Annotated in this window: 14 protein-coding genes; 1 reads left to right on the top strand and 13 read right to left on the bottom strand. The window is 68.5% G+C overall.

Annotation, left to right across the window (positions count from 1 at the left end; all coding sequences use genetic code 11):
• Window positions 1-24 precede the first annotated feature (24 nt).
• From WD271_10090 to WD271_10120, 7 genes are all read right to left on the bottom strand, one after another.
• A complete protein-coding gene (locus WD271_10090; protein ID MEX1008177.1) occupies window positions 25-540 on the bottom strand; it encodes a hypothetical protein in 516 nt (171 codons plus the stop codon).
• A gap of 41 nt (window positions 541-581) precedes the next feature.
• The gene (locus WD271_10095) at window positions 582-1,088 is read right to left on the bottom strand and encodes an HIT domain-containing protein (GenBank protein ID MEX1008178.1); all 507 of its coding nucleotides are present in this window, start codon (window positions 1,086-1,088) and stop codon (window positions 582-584) included.
• A complete protein-coding gene (thrS, locus tag WD271_10100; protein ID MEX1008179.1) occupies window positions 1,085-3,061 on the bottom strand; it encodes a threonine--tRNA ligase in 1,977 nt (658 codons plus the stop codon). The genes WD271_10095 and thrS overlap by 4 nt, the downstream gene beginning before the upstream one ends.
• A gap of 22 nt (window positions 3,062-3,083) precedes the next feature.
• The gene (gene cysS / locus WD271_10105; protein MEX1008180.1) at window positions 3,084-4,283 is read right to left on the bottom strand and encodes a cysteine--tRNA ligase; all 1,200 of its coding nucleotides are present in this window, start codon (window positions 4,281-4,283) and stop codon (window positions 3,084-3,086) included.
• Window positions 4,280-4,945 (bottom strand): NADPH-dependent F420 reductase, encoded by a 666-nt coding sequence (gene npdG / locus WD271_10110; protein MEX1008181.1) that lies wholly within the window; start codon window positions 4,943-4,945, stop codon window positions 4,280-4,282. The genes cysS and npdG overlap by 4 nt, the downstream gene beginning before the upstream one ends.
• 124 nt (window positions 4,946-5,069) lie before the next feature.
• Complete coding sequence (gene dnaE, locus WD271_10115; protein ID MEX1008182.1) at window positions 5,070-8,579, bottom strand: DNA polymerase III subunit alpha; 3,510 nt, start codon at window positions 8,577-8,579, stop codon at window positions 5,070-5,072.
• An 89-nt stretch (window positions 8,580-8,668) separates the two neighbouring features.
• On the bottom strand, window positions 8,669-9,760 hold the full coding sequence (locus WD271_10120) for an alkaline phosphatase family protein (protein MEX1008183.1): 1,092 nt from the start codon (window positions 9,758-9,760) through the stop codon (window positions 8,669-8,671).
• Window positions 9,761-9,878: 118 nt separating this feature from the next.
• On the opposite strand from WD271_10120, the gene WD271_10125 reads away from it, so the two are divergent.
• A complete protein-coding gene (locus WD271_10125; GenBank protein ID MEX1008184.1) occupies window positions 9,879-10,301 on the top strand; it encodes an Rrf2 family transcriptional regulator in 423 nt (140 codons plus the stop codon).
• Here WD271_10125 and WD271_10130 read toward each other — a convergent pair.
• The 6 genes from WD271_10130 to WD271_10155 form a co-directional block, all read right to left on the bottom strand.
• Complete coding sequence (locus tag WD271_10130) at window positions 10,277-11,740, bottom strand: HAMP domain-containing sensor histidine kinase (GenBank protein ID MEX1008185.1); 1,464 nt, start codon at window positions 11,738-11,740, stop codon at window positions 10,277-10,279. The genes WD271_10125 and WD271_10130 overlap by 25 nt on opposite strands.
• A complete protein-coding gene (locus tag WD271_10135) occupies window positions 11,737-12,417 on the bottom strand; it encodes a response regulator transcription factor (protein MEX1008186.1) in 681 nt (226 codons plus the stop codon). The genes WD271_10130 and WD271_10135 overlap by 4 nt, the downstream gene beginning before the upstream one ends.
• 135 nt (window positions 12,418-12,552) lie before the next feature.
• The gene (locus WD271_10140; GenBank protein MEX1008187.1) at window positions 12,553-13,902 is read right to left on the bottom strand and encodes a DUF222 domain-containing protein; all 1,350 of its coding nucleotides are present in this window, start codon (window positions 13,900-13,902) and stop codon (window positions 12,553-12,555) included.
• A 162-nt stretch (window positions 13,903-14,064) separates the two neighbouring features.
• Window positions 14,065-14,973, bottom strand: coding sequence for an RluA family pseudouridine synthase (locus WD271_10145; protein ID MEX1008188.1), 909 nt, complete (start codon window positions 14,971-14,973; stop codon window positions 14,065-14,067).
• Entirely contained in the window at window positions 14,966-15,583 is a 618-nt protein-coding gene (lspA, locus tag WD271_10150) for a signal peptidase II (GenBank protein ID MEX1008189.1), read from the bottom strand. The genes WD271_10145 and lspA overlap by 8 nt, the downstream gene beginning before the upstream one ends.
• On the bottom strand, window positions 15,564-16,141 hold a 578-nt coding region (locus WD271_10155), incomplete at its 5' end, for a TraR/DksA C4-type zinc finger protein (GenBank protein ID MEX1008190.1). The genes WD271_10155 and lspA, both read right to left, overlap by 20 nt.

The raw sequence follows: 16,141 nt of genomic DNA on the forward strand, positions 1-16,141 counted from the left end.
TGCGGAGCGTCAGGTGGCCAGATCTCAGGTGATAGGCGCGTCGAGTCCGAACGCCGACCAGTCCTCCGGGTTCGGCTCGGTGTACTCGCCGAGCACGTGGCCGTCGACGCCGTCGAGCTCGACGAGGCCGCGCATCGACGGCGGCTCGTCGGCGCTGTAGAGCAGGATCCGCCAGGCGGGACGCGAGAGGAGGCCCCGCCACGCAAGCTGCGCGCTGGAGTGCCCGACGGGGAAACCGACCGTACGCGTCGCGATCAGCAGCGCCTCGGTCTGATCGATCGAGAGGGGCCACGCGGTGACGAAGTGGTAGCTCGCGACGAGCGCCAGGAAGACCGCGCCGGCGAGCAGGCCACCGTTGTCACTCGCGACCCAGCCGAGGAGGCAGAGGAGCGCTAGGACGGAATAGATAGTGGCCGCAATGCGGCGGCGACGGGTGCTCGGGAACAGGTAGGGGCCGACGTAGGCAGTGACATCCAGCTCGTCGGGCAGGTCGTCGCCGTCGTGCGCGGTCGCGTCGCCCGGCGGAGTGGTGTTGGTCACGGCGTGCACGGTACTGCGAGGGCTTCGCCGTTACGGGATCGCTAATGGCGTGCCTGCGGCCACCCGGCCCGCAGCTTCTCCCAGCTCGCGGTCAACGGTTCGGGCAGGACGCGCGCCTCCGCCACGGCGCTCATGAAGTTGGTGTCGCCGACCCATCGCGGGAGCGCGTGCATGTGCACGTGACCGGGAATGCCGGCGCCCGCGGCGCGCCCGAGGTTCGCACCGACGTTCACGCCGTCGGGCGAGTACGCGCGGTCGAGCGCGACGGTGGCGTCTTGGGTCATCGCCATCAGCGCGCTCGCTTCTTCTGGCGACAGCCCCGACAGCGTCCCCTCGTGCCGTACCGGCGCGACCATGAGGTGACCCGACGTGTACGGATACGCGTTCATCACCGCAAACACGTAGTCGTTTCGCGCGAGGACGAGCGCCTCGTCCGGGTCGGCGACGAGCAGCGCGCAGAAGACGCACTCGCCGTCGACAGGACTTTGTGTCGCGACTTCATCGATGTAGGACGAGCGCCAGCCCGCCCAGAGCCGATCGAGGGTCATACGTTGGCGCGCGTGTCGACGGCCGTATGCAAGCGATCGACGAACAGATCGAGTGGCACGCCGCGTTCGGGCTCGTCACTGCCGCGCGAGTTCACGCCGACCGTGCCGTGCTCGAGGTCGTCGTCGCCGACGACGAGCACGTACGGGACCTTCTCGAGCTTCGATCGGCGGACGCGCGCGCCGAGGGTGTCGGCGTGAGCGTCGACCGTCTCGGCGCGAAAGCCGGCGTCGCGAAGCCGCTCGACGAGCTTCTCGGCGTACTCGTCGTGACGGTCGGCGACGGGCAGCACGGTGACCTGCACCGGCGCCAGCCATGCCGGAAACGCGCCGGCGTAGTGCTCGACGAGCAGCGCGAAGAAGCGCTCGATCGTCCCGAACAGAGCGCGGTGGATCATGATCGGCGTGTGGCGCTCGTTGTCGGCGCCGACGTACTCGATGCCGAAGCGCTGCGGGGTTTGGAAGTCGAGCTGGATGGTCGAGAGCTGCCACGTGCGGCCGATCGCGTCGCGTGCCTGCACCGAGATCTTCGGGCCATAGAACGCGCCGCCACCCTCGTCGAACACCAACTCCAAGCCCATGTCGAGCGCGGCCGCGTTCAGGGATTCGGTTGCCTCGTCCCACTCGGCGTCGGTGCCGGCGGCCTTGCCCTCGGGCTTCGTGGAGAGCTCCAGGTAGAAGTCGTCGAGGCCGTACTCTCGGAGCACGTCGAGGACGAAGACGAGCAGTGAACGTATCTCGTCGGCCATCTGCTCCTTCGTGCAGAAGATGTGCGCGTCGTCCTGGGTCATGCCGCGGACGCGCGTGAGCCCGTGCACGACACCCGACTTCTCGTAGCGGTACACAGTGCCGAACTCGAACATGCGCAGCGGCAGCTCGCGGTACGAGCGCATCCTGCTCTTGAAGATCAGGATGTGGAACGGGCAGCTCATCGGCTTGAGGTAGTAGTTGCCACCGTCGAGCTCCAACGGCGGGAACATTCCCTCGGCGAACCACTCCAGGTGACCCGACGTCTGGAAGAGCCCTTCCTTCGAGATGTGCGGGCTGTTCACGAACTGGTAGTCGGCGGCCTCGTGACGCGCGCGTGAGTAGTCCTCCATGATCTTGCGGACGAGCCCGCCCTTCGGGTGCCAGACCGCGAGCCCCGAGCCGATCTCCTCGGGAAACGAGTAGAGGTCGAGCTCGACCCCGAGCTTGCGGTGGTCGCGCTTCTCGGCTTCCGCGAGGCGGTGAAGGTAGTCGTCGAGCGCGGCCTTCGACTCCCACGCAGTGCCGTAGATGCGCTGGAGCATCGGGCGCTTCTCGTCGCCGCGCCAGTACGCGCCCGCGACCTTCGTGAGCTTGAACGCGCCGAGCCGTTTGGTGCTCGGGACGTGGGGGCCGCGACAGAGGTCGACGAACTCGGTTCCGTCGGGACGCGCGTTCTTGTAGAGCGAGATGACCGGTCCCTCGCCCACCTCTCCCGTGTCGTCGGGGTCGACGCGCTCGATGATCTCGCGCTTGTACTGCTGCTTCTGGAATACCGCAAGTGCCGTGTCGCGATCGACTTCTTGCCGCTCGAACGGCTCGTCGGCCTTCACGATCTCGCGCATCCGCGCCTCGATGCGCGCGAGATCGTCCTCCGAGAAGTGCTCGCCGCCCGGAAGCGAGAAGTCGTAGTAGAAGCCGTCTTCGATCGCCGGCCCGATCGCGTACTCCGCGCCGGGGTACAGATCGGTGACCGCCTGGGCCATCACGTGCGCCGTGGAGTGGCGCAGCACCTCGCGGCCGTCGGCGGTGTCGGGCGTGACGATCGCGACCCGGGCGTCGTGGTCGATCGGCCGGGTGAGGTCGACCCATCCTCCGTCGACCTTGGCTGCGAGCGCGGCCCTGGCGAGGCCCTTCCCGATGGACTCGGCGACGGCGCCGGCCGTGGTGCCGCTGGCGTACTCACGCGTGCTGCCGTCGGGAAGCGTGATCGTGATGTCAGGGGGCATCAGTGGAAATTACCAGTGGCTCTCAGCCGCCCGTGCCGGATTCGAGCGGGCGGGTCAGATCGATGCCGAGCAGCGAACCGAGCTCGCGCAGCGCGGCGGGTGCCGACGCCTCCGTGCCACCCGACAGCACAGCGCTCGCAAGATCGTCGAGTGCTTCGAGCGCCTTCGGCGCGTCGAGGTCGTCGTCGATTGCGGCGCGTACTCGTTCGGCGAACGGGCGCGGATCGGTGCCGCCGGCACACTCGGCCGCGGCGAGCAGACGGTGCAGCAGTGCAGTGCCCTCTTCGAGGTCGGTGTCGTGCCACTCGAACCCCGTTCGGTAGTGGTGCCGCATGAGTGCGAGGCGAATTGCGCGTGGGTCGGCAATCTTGAGGAGGTCGCTGACGAACACGAGGTTGCCGAGCGACTTCGACATCTTCTCGCCCTCGTAGCGAACCATCGCGGAGTGGACCCAGTAACGCGAGAACGGCTCGTGGGTGCAGCTCTCGCTCTGCGCGATTTCGCACTCGTGATGCGGGAAGATGAGGTCGGTCCCGCCACCGTGCAGATCGAGCGTGCTGGTGTGGAGCTCGTTCATCGACATCACCGAGCACTCGATGTGCCACCCCGGCCGACCGGTGCCGAACGGCGCCGCCCACGTCGGCTCGTCGGGGAGCGACGGCTGCCAGAGCACGAAGTCGAGCGGATCGCGACGGTGCGGATCGTCGGGGTTGCCGCCGCTCTCCCGTGCGATCCGGATCATCTCGTCGCGCGAGTACCGGGACAAGTCGCCGTAGCGGGGAAAGCTCTTGACGTCGAAGTACGTCGTGCCGTGCGCTTCATAGGCGTGGCCGGTTTCGATGAGCTTGGCCACCATGTCGATCATGCCGTCGATCGACTCCGTGGCGAGCGGCTCCGCGATTGCCGGACGCAAGGCGAGCGCGTCCATGTCGGCGCGGAAACGAGCGAGCTCGGCTTCCGCGAGCTCGAGGAACGGCACACCGAGCTCGCGCGCCTTCGGCAGGATCGAGTCGTCGACATCGGTGACGTTGCGCACCATGCGCACATCGTGGCCGAGCTCCTCGAGGCGGCGGATCAGCAGGTCGTAGGTGAGAAACGTGGCCGCGTGGCCGACGTGCGTGGCGTCGTACGGCGTGATGCCGCACACGTACATGCGCACGATCGGCCCGACCTCGAACGGCACGATCGCGAGCTGCGCGGTGTCGTAGATCTGGATCGTCATCGCCGCCGCTCCCCCGCGCCGGTGATGCGGAGTGTCGCTTGGCCCTTGTGCCGGAGGTTGATGGTGAGCAGCGGTGCGGCGACTGCCTCGATGCCGTGCGCGTTCGCGAGCGATCCCGCGTCGAAGGCCCGGAGGCCGGGGATGCTGTCGATCAGGTCGAGCACCGTAGTGCGGGCGTCGTCGTCGTCACCGGCAACGAGCACGTCGCTCTCGAGGTCGCGGTCGAGGTCGCCGAGGGCGGCCGCCGGAACGTGCTGGAGCGCCGCGACGACCTTCGCGCCGGGGGCGGCAGCCTGGATCGCCTCGGCGATCGATCCCTCGTCGGGCAGCACGACCCGGAACTCGCGACCCCGCTTCTCGAGCCTGTTCGCCATCGCGATGACGACCTTGCCCTCGAGCTTGTCGGCGAGATAGCGGGCGGTGGGGACGGCCGCGTCCGCCACCGTGGCGATCACGACGACCTCCGTCTCGGCCGCTTGCGGGTTGGTGCCGGGCTCGAGGGTCTTGACGCGGTCACCCCAGCGGGCGCGGAGCTCGCCGACGATGCCTTCGGCGCGGTCGAGGTCGCGCGAGCCCAGGATCACGTCGTGACCCAGCGTTGCGAGGCGCGCCGCGACGCCCTGCCCTGCGGGCCCCGTCCCCCCCAGTACACCGATCCGCATCCCGAGAGCTTCGCACACGGTGCCCGACGCAGACGCGGTGACGAGCGAGCGGAGCGAGTCGAGTCACTCGCCAGCGAGCGAACGCCCGCGAGCCGGGTATCCCGGCTCGCAGAGAGCGAGCGAATCAGGCGATGCAGTCGGCGCCGAGGAGGACGCGGAGCTCGGCGAAGAGGCCGTTGCCCGGGTCGACGAGGAGGTCGTCGGCGAGGCGGAGCACCGTGGTCTTCTCGGGCGCTTCGAGGTGCACGAACACCGGGCTGTCGCCGGGGTGCTCGGCGAGGATCCCCTTGAGGCGCGCGGCCTTGTCGTCGGTGAGCGCGTGCAGCTTCACCTTGATCCGGACGGGCGGGCCGCCGTCGATCTCGATCTCGGGGCGGATGACCTCCATCGCCACGAGCTTCGGCGTGTCGTCGCGCAGGTCGACGCGTCCCTTCACGACGACGATGGCGTCGTCTTCGAGGACGTGCCCGAAGTCGGCCATCGTCTTCGGGAACACCATCACTTCGAGCACACCCGCGAGATCCTCGAGCACGAACGTGCCCATGAGGTCGCCACGCCGCGTGTACTTCCGCTGAAGCGACGTGACGATGCCGCCGACGGTGCGCAACTCACCCTCACGCGCTTCCCGCAGCTCCGACAGCGTGGAGTCGACGTGCCGGCGCAGCGACCGCTCCGCACCCATCAACGGGTGCTCGCTCACGTAGAGCCCGAGCATCTCCTTCTCGAACGCGAGGCGCTGCGACTTCGGGAACTCGGTGTCGGGGATCTCGACGCGATGCCCCACCACCGCCTCGACCTCGGCCTCACCGGCCGCGGAGAAGAGGTCGAACTGCCCTTCGGCCTCGTTGCGGCGTCGGTCGATCACGGTGTCGACGATCGTCTCGAACACGTGGACGAGCCCTTGGCGCGGGTGACCGAGCGAGTCGAAGCCACCGGCCTTCACCAGCGACTCGATCGTGCGCTTGTTGAGCACGGACGGGTCGACGCGATCGCAGAAGCCGTAGAAGTCGACGAACGGACCGGCTGCCTCGCGCGCGGCGATGATCTGCGCGACCACCCCCTCACCGACGTTGCGAACGGCCGACATGCCGAACCGGATCGCCGCGTCCTCGGTGGAACCATCGGGGGCGCGGTGCACCGAGAAGTCGGACTCCGACTCGTTGACGTCGGGCACGAGCACCGCGATGCCCATCTGGCGGCACTCGTTGAGGAAGACCGCGGTCTGGTCCTTGTTGGCTTTGACGCTCGTGAGCAGCGCGGCGAGGTACTCGACCGGATAGTTCGCCTTCAGGTAGGCGGTCTGGTACGCGATGAGGCCGTAACCGGTGGCATGCGCCTTGGGGAACGAGTAGTCGGCGAACGGCTCGATGGTGTCGAAGATGCGCGTCGCGAACTCGCGGGTGTGCCCCTGCGCGAGGCAGCCCTCGAGGAACTTCGAGCGCTCCTGCGCCATGAGGTCGCGCTGCTTTTTCGCCGCGGCCTCGCGCAGCGTGTCGGCCTCGCCGAGCGAGTAGCCGGCAAGCCGCTGCGCGACCTGCATGATCTGCTCCTGGTAGATCATCAGGCCGTAGGTGGGGGCGAGCACCTCTTCGACGTCGGGGTGGTAATACGTGACCGGCTTGCGGCCGTTCTTGCGGTCGGCGTAGTCGGTGTGCATGTTGGTGCCCATCGGGCCGGGCCGGTACAGGGCGACGAGCGCGGCGATGTCTTCGAAGCGCGTGGGACCGAGCGAGCGCAACAGCGAGCGCACCGGACCGCCTTCGAGCTGGAACACGCCCACGGTGTCGCCCCGGCGCAGCATCTCGAAGGTCTTCTCGTCATCGAGCGCCACGTCGTCGATGTCGAACCGCTCTCCGGTCGAGCGTTCGATCAGGTCGAGGGTGATCTCGAGCACGTCGAGGTTGCGCAGACCGAGGAAGTCCATCTTGAGGAGCCCGAGCGCTTCGACGCCGTGCATCTCGTACTGCGTGACGATCGGCGCGTCGTCGACGTTGCCGCCGGCTTCCGGCTTGCGCTGGATCGGGAGGTACTCGGTGAGCGGCTCGCGCGCGATCACAACCGCGGCGGCGTGGATGCCGTCTTGGCGGCGGAGCCCTTCGAGCCCGCCCGCGACGTCGATCACGCGTTTCGCGTCGGGATCCGTGTCGTAGAGCACGCGCAGCTCGGACGCCATCTTGAAGCCGGAGCTGTAACCCTCGACCTCCTCGAGGCAGGCCCGCAACGGCGTATCACGACCCATCACGAGCGGCGGCATCAGCTTGGCGATCTTGTCGCCGACCGCGTACGGGTAGCCGAGCACGCGCGCCGAGTCGCGCACCGCGGCCCGCGCCTTGATCGTGGAGAACGTGATGACCTGCGCCACGTGGTCCCAGCCGTAACGCTCGGCGGCGTAACGGATCATCTCGCCGCGGTAGCGGGAGTCGAAGTCCATGTCGATATCGGGCATCTTTTTTCGGCCCGGGTTGAGCATGCGCTCGAACAGCAGGTCGTACTTGATGGGATCGACGTTGGTGATGCGCAGGCAGTAGGCGACACACGAACCGGCGGTGCTCCCCCGCCCCGGGCCGACTCGGATGCTGCGCGAGCGAGCGTGCCGGTAGAGATCCCAGACGACGAGGAAGTACGCCGAGAAGCCCATCGTCTTGATCACGCCGAGCTCGTAGTCGAGTCGTTGCAGCACGTCGGGGCCGGGCGACGCGCCATAGCGCTCGGTCGCGCCCTGCAACGTGAGCTCACGGAGGTACGAGTCGTCGTCGTGGCCGGCGGGGGTGGAGAACGCGGGGAGCCACGAGTTGCCGAACTCGATCTCGACGTTGGCGCGCTCTGCGATGAGCAGCGTGTTGTCGCACGCTTCCTCGTAATCGGCGAAGAGCCCGCGCATCTCCGCCGCGGTCTTCAAGTAGAACTCGTCGGCGTCGAACTTGAAGCGTTTCGGGTCGTCGAGTGTGGAGCCGGTCTGCACGCAGAGCAGCGCCGCGTGCGCTTCGGCGTCGTGTCGGTGGGTGTAGTGGCTGTCGTTCGTCGCGAGTAGCGGCGCGCGCAGGTCGCGTGCGAGCTTGATGAGCTGTGGGTTGACGAGGGCTTGTTCCGGAAGACCGTGGTCTTGGAGCTCGACGAAGAACGAGTCGCGCCCGAAGATCGACTGGAAGCGATCGACGAGCTCGCGCGCACCGGTGTAGTCATCGGCGAGCAACGCCTGCGACACGGCGCCACCGAGACAACCCGTTGTCGCGACCAACCCGGAGGCGTGTTGCTCGAGCAGATCGAAGTCGACGCGCGGCTTGTAGTAGTAGCCGTCGAGGTAGGCGTGCGACGCGACCTTGATGAGGTTGCGGTAACCGTCGTTCGACTCGGCCAACACCGTGAGGTGGTAGATGTCGTGATCCTCGCGGCGCGGCCGGTCGAACCGGCTCGTGGTGACCATGTAGGCCTCGGTACCGATCACGGGGTTGAGACCCGCTTCGCGTGCGGCGCGGTAGAAGTCGATGACGCCGTACATGTTCCCGTGGTCGGTGATGCCGATCGCCGGTTGACCGTCGGCTGCCGCGGTGGCCACGACGTCTTGCACGCGGGCCGCGCCGTCGAGCATCGAGTACTCGGTGTGCAGATGGAGGTGCACGAACGACTTGGCCAACTCGCCCCCTTCCACAGGGATGGGGAAATCCCTGTGGATAAATCACACTGATGTAGTTCAACGAACTTAGCGCACGGCGCGCACGGGTGTCAGGAGCGTCCGCGACCTGCCAGGAGCGGCACCTCCATCTCGGCTGCCGTGAGCGAACCATGGGCCGAACGGAGGCCCGTCTCGCGAGCGAACGTGGGGTCGACGAAGCCGACCGCTTCGCGGGCCGCGAGCACCACGTCGCCCACGCGTCGGCGCGCCGGACCGGCCGGTGCCGGGCCCATCCAGCCTTCGTCGAAGAGCCGCTCGCGCGGGAAGACCCACGCGTGCGCGCCCGCGACCTGCTCGGCGGCCGCGCACAGGTCCCCCGCCGCGCCGTCGCGCGCGTGGAGATAGCGGAACCGCGCGTCGCCCGCGTACACCGCGACCATGCCGTCGAGGGCGCCCAGCCCGATCCACGACTCGGGACCCAGGTTCACCTGCCCATGGTCGGCGGTGACGAGCAACACCGCATCGTCGGGCAGCGCATCGCGGACAGCACCGACGAGTCGATCGGCGGCCACGAGCTCGCCCACGTAAAAGGGCCCCTCGATGCCATACGCGTGCGCGACCTCGTCGACCCCCGGGTAATAGGCGTACACGAACGGCGCGCCGCCGGTGACGAGTGCGCGCACGTGCTCGACGAGGACCGCGGTGGTCTGCCAGCCGTGGAACTCGGTGCCGCGCAGGTGCACACCCGTAAACCCGCTGGTACGGAACTCGGACTTGGTGACCACCGGTACCGGGCGGCCGGCGAAGACCGCCTGCCGTTGCACCGATGCGGGATCGGGCGGACGCTTGCCGTTCTCCTGCTGCCAGCGGACGGCGTTCACCACCGCCTTGTCGAGCAGAATGCGGAACCCGGTGACCCCGTGCTTTCCGGGCGGGACCCCGGTGGTGATCGACGTGAGCGCCGCCGGGGTGGTGGACGGGACGACCGTGGTGATGACGCGGCCCTCGAGCGCCGAGAGCTCCGGGAGCCGGGCCCCATGACGTGTACGTGCCTCCCAGCCGAGCCCGTCGAGGACGAGAAGGACGACCGCCCGCGCCCCCGCGACCGTTTCCGGAAGCCAGTCGACGGGCCGGACCCCGAGGAGCGCGGGGACCACGTTCATCACGTTCGGTCCTGCATAGTCGGGCTTCACCGGCTCCACCCGGCTCAGATTACGTGGCAACCTGCTACGACGAGGGCGAAGCGCCCGAAGCGGCGCCCCGACGCGCGACCATGTTGGACATGCACGCGGGCACATGGCGAGCGGCAGCGAGCCCAGAGTGAAGGTCTCGACGCGGGGCGATTACGCGGCGCGAGCGCTGCTGTCGCTCGCGTTACACGGCTCCGACCGGCCGACGTCGGTGAAGGAGATCGCCGAGCGGACCGCGCTCCCGCAGCCCTACCTCGAGCAGATCCTCCTCGCGGTCAAGGGCGCGGGGCTCGTGCGCTCGAAGCGCGGCGTGGGCGGCGGGTACGTGCTCGCTCGGCGGCCCACGGAGATCACGCTGGCCGACATCCTCGCCGCGGTCGACGGCCCACTCACGACCCTGATGGGCGAGCACGATCACTGCGAAGGGCATTGCGTGCTCCAGGAGGTGTGGGTCGGAGTATCCGACGAGACCCGTCAGATCCTCGAGCGCTTCACCCTGCAGGACCTCGTCGTTCGAACGCGGATCGGTCACCCCGACGTGGTCGAGAGCTGACGCGCCCTGGGCGGGTCGCGCGGCTCTTCGGCATGCTCGGCGCGCCGCATCCGCACGATCACCTCGAGCCCTCCGGAGGACGACGGCTCGAGATGCACTTCACCACCGTCGGCGACGACCAGCTCGCGCACGATCGCGAGCCCCAGCCCGAAGTGGCCGTTCGGACGCCCGTCGCGCCGGGCAGCCGCCGACTGCCAGAACCGGTCGAACGCGCGGGCGCGCTCTTCGTCGCTCATGCCCGGTCCCTCGTCGCTGACGCGCAGCTCCACCCAGTTGCCGCGATCGAGCGCCGCCAGCCGCACCGCGCTCCCTTCGGGCGCGACCTCGAGCGCGTTGTTGAGCAGGTTGTCGACAACCTGCTCGAGCCGACCCGGAGTTGCGCGCACGTAGCGCGCGCCGCGCACCGACGACTCGATCCTCACGTTCCGCTCGGCGGCGAACGCCTCCCACGCGTCACCTCGCCCGTCGAGGAGCTCGTCCACCGAGATCGCGGTCGGCGTCGCCGTCGACTGCTCCGCGCGCGTGAGCGCGAGCAGCCCGTCGACGAGTCGAGAGAGCCGTCGAACCTCGGCGAGCGCGCCGTCGAGATCATCCGCCGCGTGTCCGCTGACGTCGGCCTCGAGGTTCTCGAGCCGGAGCCGGAGCGCGGCGAGCGGAGTGCGCAACTGGTGCGAGGCGTCGGCCACGAAGGCGCGCTGCGCGCCCACGAGCTGTTCGAGCCGCGCCGCCGTCGCGTTGAACGACTCCGCAAGCACCCTCACTTCGTCGGGCCCCTTTGGCACGTCGGCGCGCACCGCGAGGTCGCCGGAACCAAGCGCCTCGCCAGCGCGCTCGAGCTCGGCGAGCGGTCGTGTGACCGACCGCGCCAGCAACAGGCTCGCGAGGAAGACGATGCCGAGCACGACCCCACCGGTCGCGACGAGCAGCAGCCAGATATGCCGGATTCGATCGTCGACCACGGACGCCGGGTACGTGATGCGGATCGCACCCTGGATGCCCTGCGCCGAGCCGACGGGCAGCGCCACGTACAACAGCTCCTTGGAAAGCGGGTGCGACGCGCGGATACCGCTCGCCTCCGCGCCATCGAGCGCGTCCCTGATCTCGGGTCGCGACGAGAAGTCGCGCAACGGGTCTGACGCGCGGGCACGATCCGAGTCTGCGATCGCCATGCCGTTCGGGTCGACGACGACGACTCGCCCGCCGGCGTCGGCGCGATAGTCGTCGGCGAGCGCTTGCAGCTCCGAACGCGATGTCGCACTCGTCGCAACCGTGTCGATCGGCTCCTGCGCGCGGATCGCAAGCGCGAACGCGTCGTGCTGAATGTCGCTGGTCAGCCGGCGTTCTACCGAGTTGGCGTACGACACGCCGAACGGGATCTCGAGGACCAACAACACGAACGCCGTGATCGACAGGTAACTGAGGAGCAGACGCCGTTTCATCGCGCGCCGTCGCTCGGCGTGCGCAGCCGGAAGCCGACACCGCGAACGGTCTCGATCCAACGCGAATCACCGAGCTTCTTGCGCAGCGACGCAACGTGCACATCGAGCGTCTTGGTGGGTCCGTACCAGTGCGGATCCCAGACTTCCTCCAGTACCTGCTGACGGCTACACACCGCGCCGGGATCTTCGGCGAGGAACGCGAGGAGGTCGAACTCCTTGGGGGTGAGCGCGACCTCGCTACCCTCGACGATGACGCGCCGCGTCCGGCGATCGATCGCGAGTCCCGCGAGCTCGGTGGAACTGGTGTGCGCGAGCGGAGTCGGTCGACGGCGCGCGACGGCGCGGATGCGCGCAACGAGCTCGCGGAAGCCGAAGGGCTTCACGATGTAGTCGTCGGCACCCAGTTCGAGTCCGACTACGCGGTCGACCTCTTCGGACCGCGCGGTGACCACGATGATGGGGACGTCGGATGTCGCCCGAAGCTCGCGACACACGTCGAACCCGTCGCGGTCGGGCAGCCCCAGGTCGAGGAGCACGACGTCGAAGGCGCACTCGGCGGCGCGTCCGAGCGCGGCTTCACCGGTCTCGACACAGTCGACGTCGAGACCCTCTCGTTCGAGACCCTTCGCGAGTGGTCTCGCGATGGCGTCGTCGTCTTCGACGATCAGCACTCGCATGCGGCAGCTCCTGCCACAGAGCGTCGGCACATACTCCGGGGCCCTTGAAGGCTTTGGCGAGGTAGTTGGCCATACGGCCTTCATTTCGCGACCGCCGGATGCCAATACTGCGGTTGATCTCAGCGTCGAGCGGTGTCATGGAGCTTGCGCGGGTCGGCATGCGGCTGCGAGTTCGTAGTTGGCGAAGCCGGGGTCGCGTAGGGAGAGCAGGGCGGTGATGGCGTGGTCGAGGTCGAGTGAGTCGCCGTACCAGCGCGGGATGGCGGTCATCTCGTCGATGGTGATCCCGCGTGCCTGGTTGCGTTGCGGGAGGCCGGCTTCGTCGGCGCTGATCACATAGGAGGGTGGCGCGCCGAGCAGTTGGCCGTTGGGGTCGAGGATGTGCAACGACCCGTCGGGACGGATCGCCAGCGTCCAGCCGCCTTCGTGGACGAGGAAATGATGGTGCCAGCACAGGTGCACGAGGTTGGGCAGCTTGGTGGGGCCGAAGTGCGACCAATGGATGCCGTGATGCCCGTCGAGGTATCGGGCTTCGTCACATCCGGGCCAGCGGCACGTGGTGTCGCGGGTGCGCAGCGCCCGTTTGATCGCGGGCGGGATGGTGCGGGTCTTGCGGCCGATGTCGAGGACCTCGCCGGTGGGGCCGCGCACCATCAGCACCGCGGACGCGTCGCACGACAAGCGCCGGACGGTCTCGGGTGCGAGCGCGGGACCGTTGTGCAGTTCACATTCGCCGTCGGTGTCGAACGCCAACACGTCGGCATCGACGCTGACCACCACCTGGTAGCGGTCGCCGCTGGTGCGGGCCGCGGGCCCGTTGGCGAGGAACGACTCCGCCATCACCAACAACGCGTCCGCGAACGACACGCCGTACCCGGCGTCGGGGTTCGACGCGCGGACCTCTTCCGCGGCGGCGTCAACGGCAGACATGAACACCCCACCGTCTTCGGGCGTGAGCTTGTAGTGACCGGTCAGGAAATCGTCGTCGTCCCAGTCGAAATGGTGGCAGCGGTTCGCGCGTCGTGTGACCGCGGCCACTGTCTCCTCTTCGCGGCTCAACACGCCCCGATAGGCGCGCACCACCGACTCGACATGCGCGGCGGTGGCGTGCAACGCAAGGTCGAGGAGCGCTTCTTCGTTCTCCGGCGTCGCGATGCGCGTGATCGCACGCACCTTCGAGTAGCTCAGCGTCCCTGCCGCGAACGCTTCCGTGACCAAGGGCAGTTCCTCGAGTGCGTGAGCGACGCGCAGCTTCTCCTGCGCGGAGCGGCGGTCGAGGCCGCATTTCCAGCTCAGCCAGAACGCGCACGTGCGACAGCCCCAGTGCAGCCATGCCTCCCGCCGATCGAACTCCGCCACCAGCTGGAGCCATCGACACTCCGCCGCCGACAGGTGCGCCGCCAGGGTCGTGATCTCCGCCTCGAGGCGCTCGGTCACGAACGCCTCCGGCGCCATCTCTTCCGTGACCGCTTCCCGCTCATCCATCCGTGCCTCCCAGGCCCGATACGGGGAAGTGACCGAACATCTGTTCGATTCTACCCCCGCGATCGTTGCGGCACAAGGCGTCGATGCGTTCCGCGGAACGCAAACCTGACGGGAATCTGTCAGATCCCAGGCCGGGGATCAGGGGCTTCGCCCGATGACGACCTACCTGAGCCGGTCGAGCACGGCGGCCAGCTCGGCGGGTAGCGGCTCGTCGACCGTGATCAGCTCCCCGGTGACCGGGTGCGCGAACGAGACGGCGGTCGCGTGCAGGAACGGCCGCCCGACGTCGAGCGGGAGACGCGCCCCGCCGTAGCTCGCGTCGCCGACGACCGGGTGACCGATCGCCTGGAGATGGACGCGGATCTGATGCGTGCGTCCGGTCTCGAGCGTGCACTCGAGCAGCGACACCACCGGATCGTCGTGCTCCTCGCGCACGACGTACGACGTGCGCGCGCTCCGGCCACCCTCACGCACGGCCATACGCGTGGGGCGCCGGATCGAGCGCCCGATCGGCGCGTCGATCACGCCGCGCGGTGCGTCGAGGTGACCCCAGACCAGCGTCAGGTAGCGCCGTTCCACCTCGTGCGCGGTCATCATCCGCACGAGCGCTTCGTACGCGCGCTGCGACCGCGCCACGATGAGCACACCGCTCGTATCGCGGTCGAGCCGGTGCACGATTCCCGGCCTCGACTCGTCACCCACTCGGGCAAGCTCCGGGTAGCGCGCGAGCAGGCCGTTGACGAGTGTGCCGTCGGCGTGGCCGGCGCCCGGGTGCACGACGAGCCCCGCGGGCTTCGCGATCACGAGCACGTCGGCATCCTCGTAGCGAACATCGGGAAGAACCGCGAGATCAGGTTGCGGCAGACCGGCCACACTGGGCTCGTCGAGGAGCTCGATCAACTCACCGGCTTCGAGTCGGCGGCTCTTCGCCACCGGCTCCCCGTCGACGAGGACCGAGCCGCTCGCGACGAGCTCTTGCACCTCGCTGCGCGTCCACCCCGTGAGCAATGCGACGGCTCGATCGACGCGCTCCCCCGCCAGCGACTCGGGCACCGCGAGCTCTTCATCCATCTCTCTCTTCTCCGGCTCTCTGTTCTCCGGCTCTCTGTTCTCCGGCTCTCTCTTCTCCGGCTCTCTCTTCTCCGGCTCTCTCTTCTCCGGCTCTCTCTTCTCCGGCTCTCTGTTCTCCGGCTCGGCGCTCGCGCGCGGTGGTGCGCACCGACCACACGACGACGAGGATCGCACCGATCGTGATCGCGGAGTCGGCGACGTTGAAGGTGGGCCATGCGCCGACGTGCACGAAGTCGATGACGGCGCCGCGGAGGAACCCGGGCGTTCGGAACACGCGGTCGAGCAGGTTCCCGATGGCGCCACCGAGGACGAGCGAGAGCGCGACGACAAGCAAGGTGTCGTGCGTCCGGCGAACCGTGCGAACGAGGAAATACGTGACCACTCCGGCGACGATCGCGAGCACCGGGGTGAACGCTTGGAACACACTGAATGCACCGCCCGTGTTGCGAGCGAGTCGCAAGTCGACGGTGTTGCCCACGATCTCGACCGGACCGTCGGCCAGGTCGTGCACCGCCCAGGTCTTGGTGATCAGATCGAGCGCGACGATCGCAAACACGATCCCCGCCGCGAGCACCGGCCGGGTGCGCGTGCTATCGGCGTCGCTCGGCACGCGCCTTGCAGTCGACGCAGGTCTCCGCGTAAGGAAGTGCTTCGAGGCGCTCCAGCGAGATTCGGCGCCCCGCGGGAACGCACAGGCCATACGTGCGGCTTTTGATCCGCTCGAGCGCGCGGTCGATCTCCTCGACGGTCTGGCGCGCCGATGCCGACAGCATCAGGTCGCGCTCGCGCTCGACGCTGATCGTGTCGCCCTCGCCGCCTTCCTCGTCGAACTGCGTGTCGCCCTCGTCGCGATCGAGTGCGAGTTGTTGCGCCTCCGCCGCCAGCTGGTCGGCCTGCGCGAGATGGCGCTCTCGCTCGTCGAGGAGCTTGACCCGGAGGCGCTCGACGGTGCTCGGCGCGAGGTTGGGCTTGTCGGGCTTCACCTCGAACCCCGACAGCGGACAGGTCACCGTGCTCTTGCGCGGCGGCGCCTTCTTGATCGCCGGCTCCGTGCCGGAACGGGCGGCTGGTGCCTTCTTGACGATTGCGGGCTTGGCGACCTTCTTGACGGGCGCGACCTTCTTGACGGGCGCGACCTTCTTGACGGGCGCGACCTTCTTGACGGGCG

This window comes from Acidimicrobiia bacterium, assembly GCA_040880805.1.
GTDB lineage: Bacteria > Actinomycetota > Acidimicrobiia > IMCC26256 > DASPTH01 > DASPTH01.

Bases quoted from the DNA above. Each gene is read 5' to 3' on its own strand.
- WD271_10145 (MEX1008188.1), bottom strand. From the start codon at position 14,973: ATGGATGAAGAGCTCGCGGTGCCCGAGTCGCTGGCGGGGGAGCGCGTC.
- WD271_10095 (MEX1008178.1), bottom strand. From the start codon at position 1,088: ATGACCCTCGATCGGCTCTGGGCGGGCTGGCGCTCGTCCTACATCGAT.
- cysS (MEX1008180.1), bottom strand. From the start codon at position 4,283: ATGACGATCCAGATCTACGACACCGCGCAGCTCGCGATCGTGCCGTTC.
- WD271_10140 (MEX1008187.1), bottom strand. From the start codon at position 13,902: ATGGATGAGCGGGAAGCGGTCACGGAAGAGATGGCGCCGGAGGCGTTC.
- WD271_10135 (MEX1008186.1), bottom strand. From the start codon at position 12,417: ATGCGAGTGCTGATCGTCGAAGACGACGACGCCATCGCGAGACCACTC.
- thrS (MEX1008179.1), bottom strand. From the start codon at position 3,061: ATGCCCCCTGACATCACGATCACGCTTCCCGACGGCAGCACGCGTGAG.
- npdG (MEX1008181.1), bottom strand. From the start codon at position 4,945: ATGCGGATCGGTGTACTGGGGGGGACGGGGCCCGCAGGGCAGGGCGTC.
- WD271_10130 (MEX1008185.1), bottom strand. From the start codon at position 11,740: ATGAAACGGCGTCTGCTCCTCAGTTACCTGTCGATCACGGCGTTCGTG.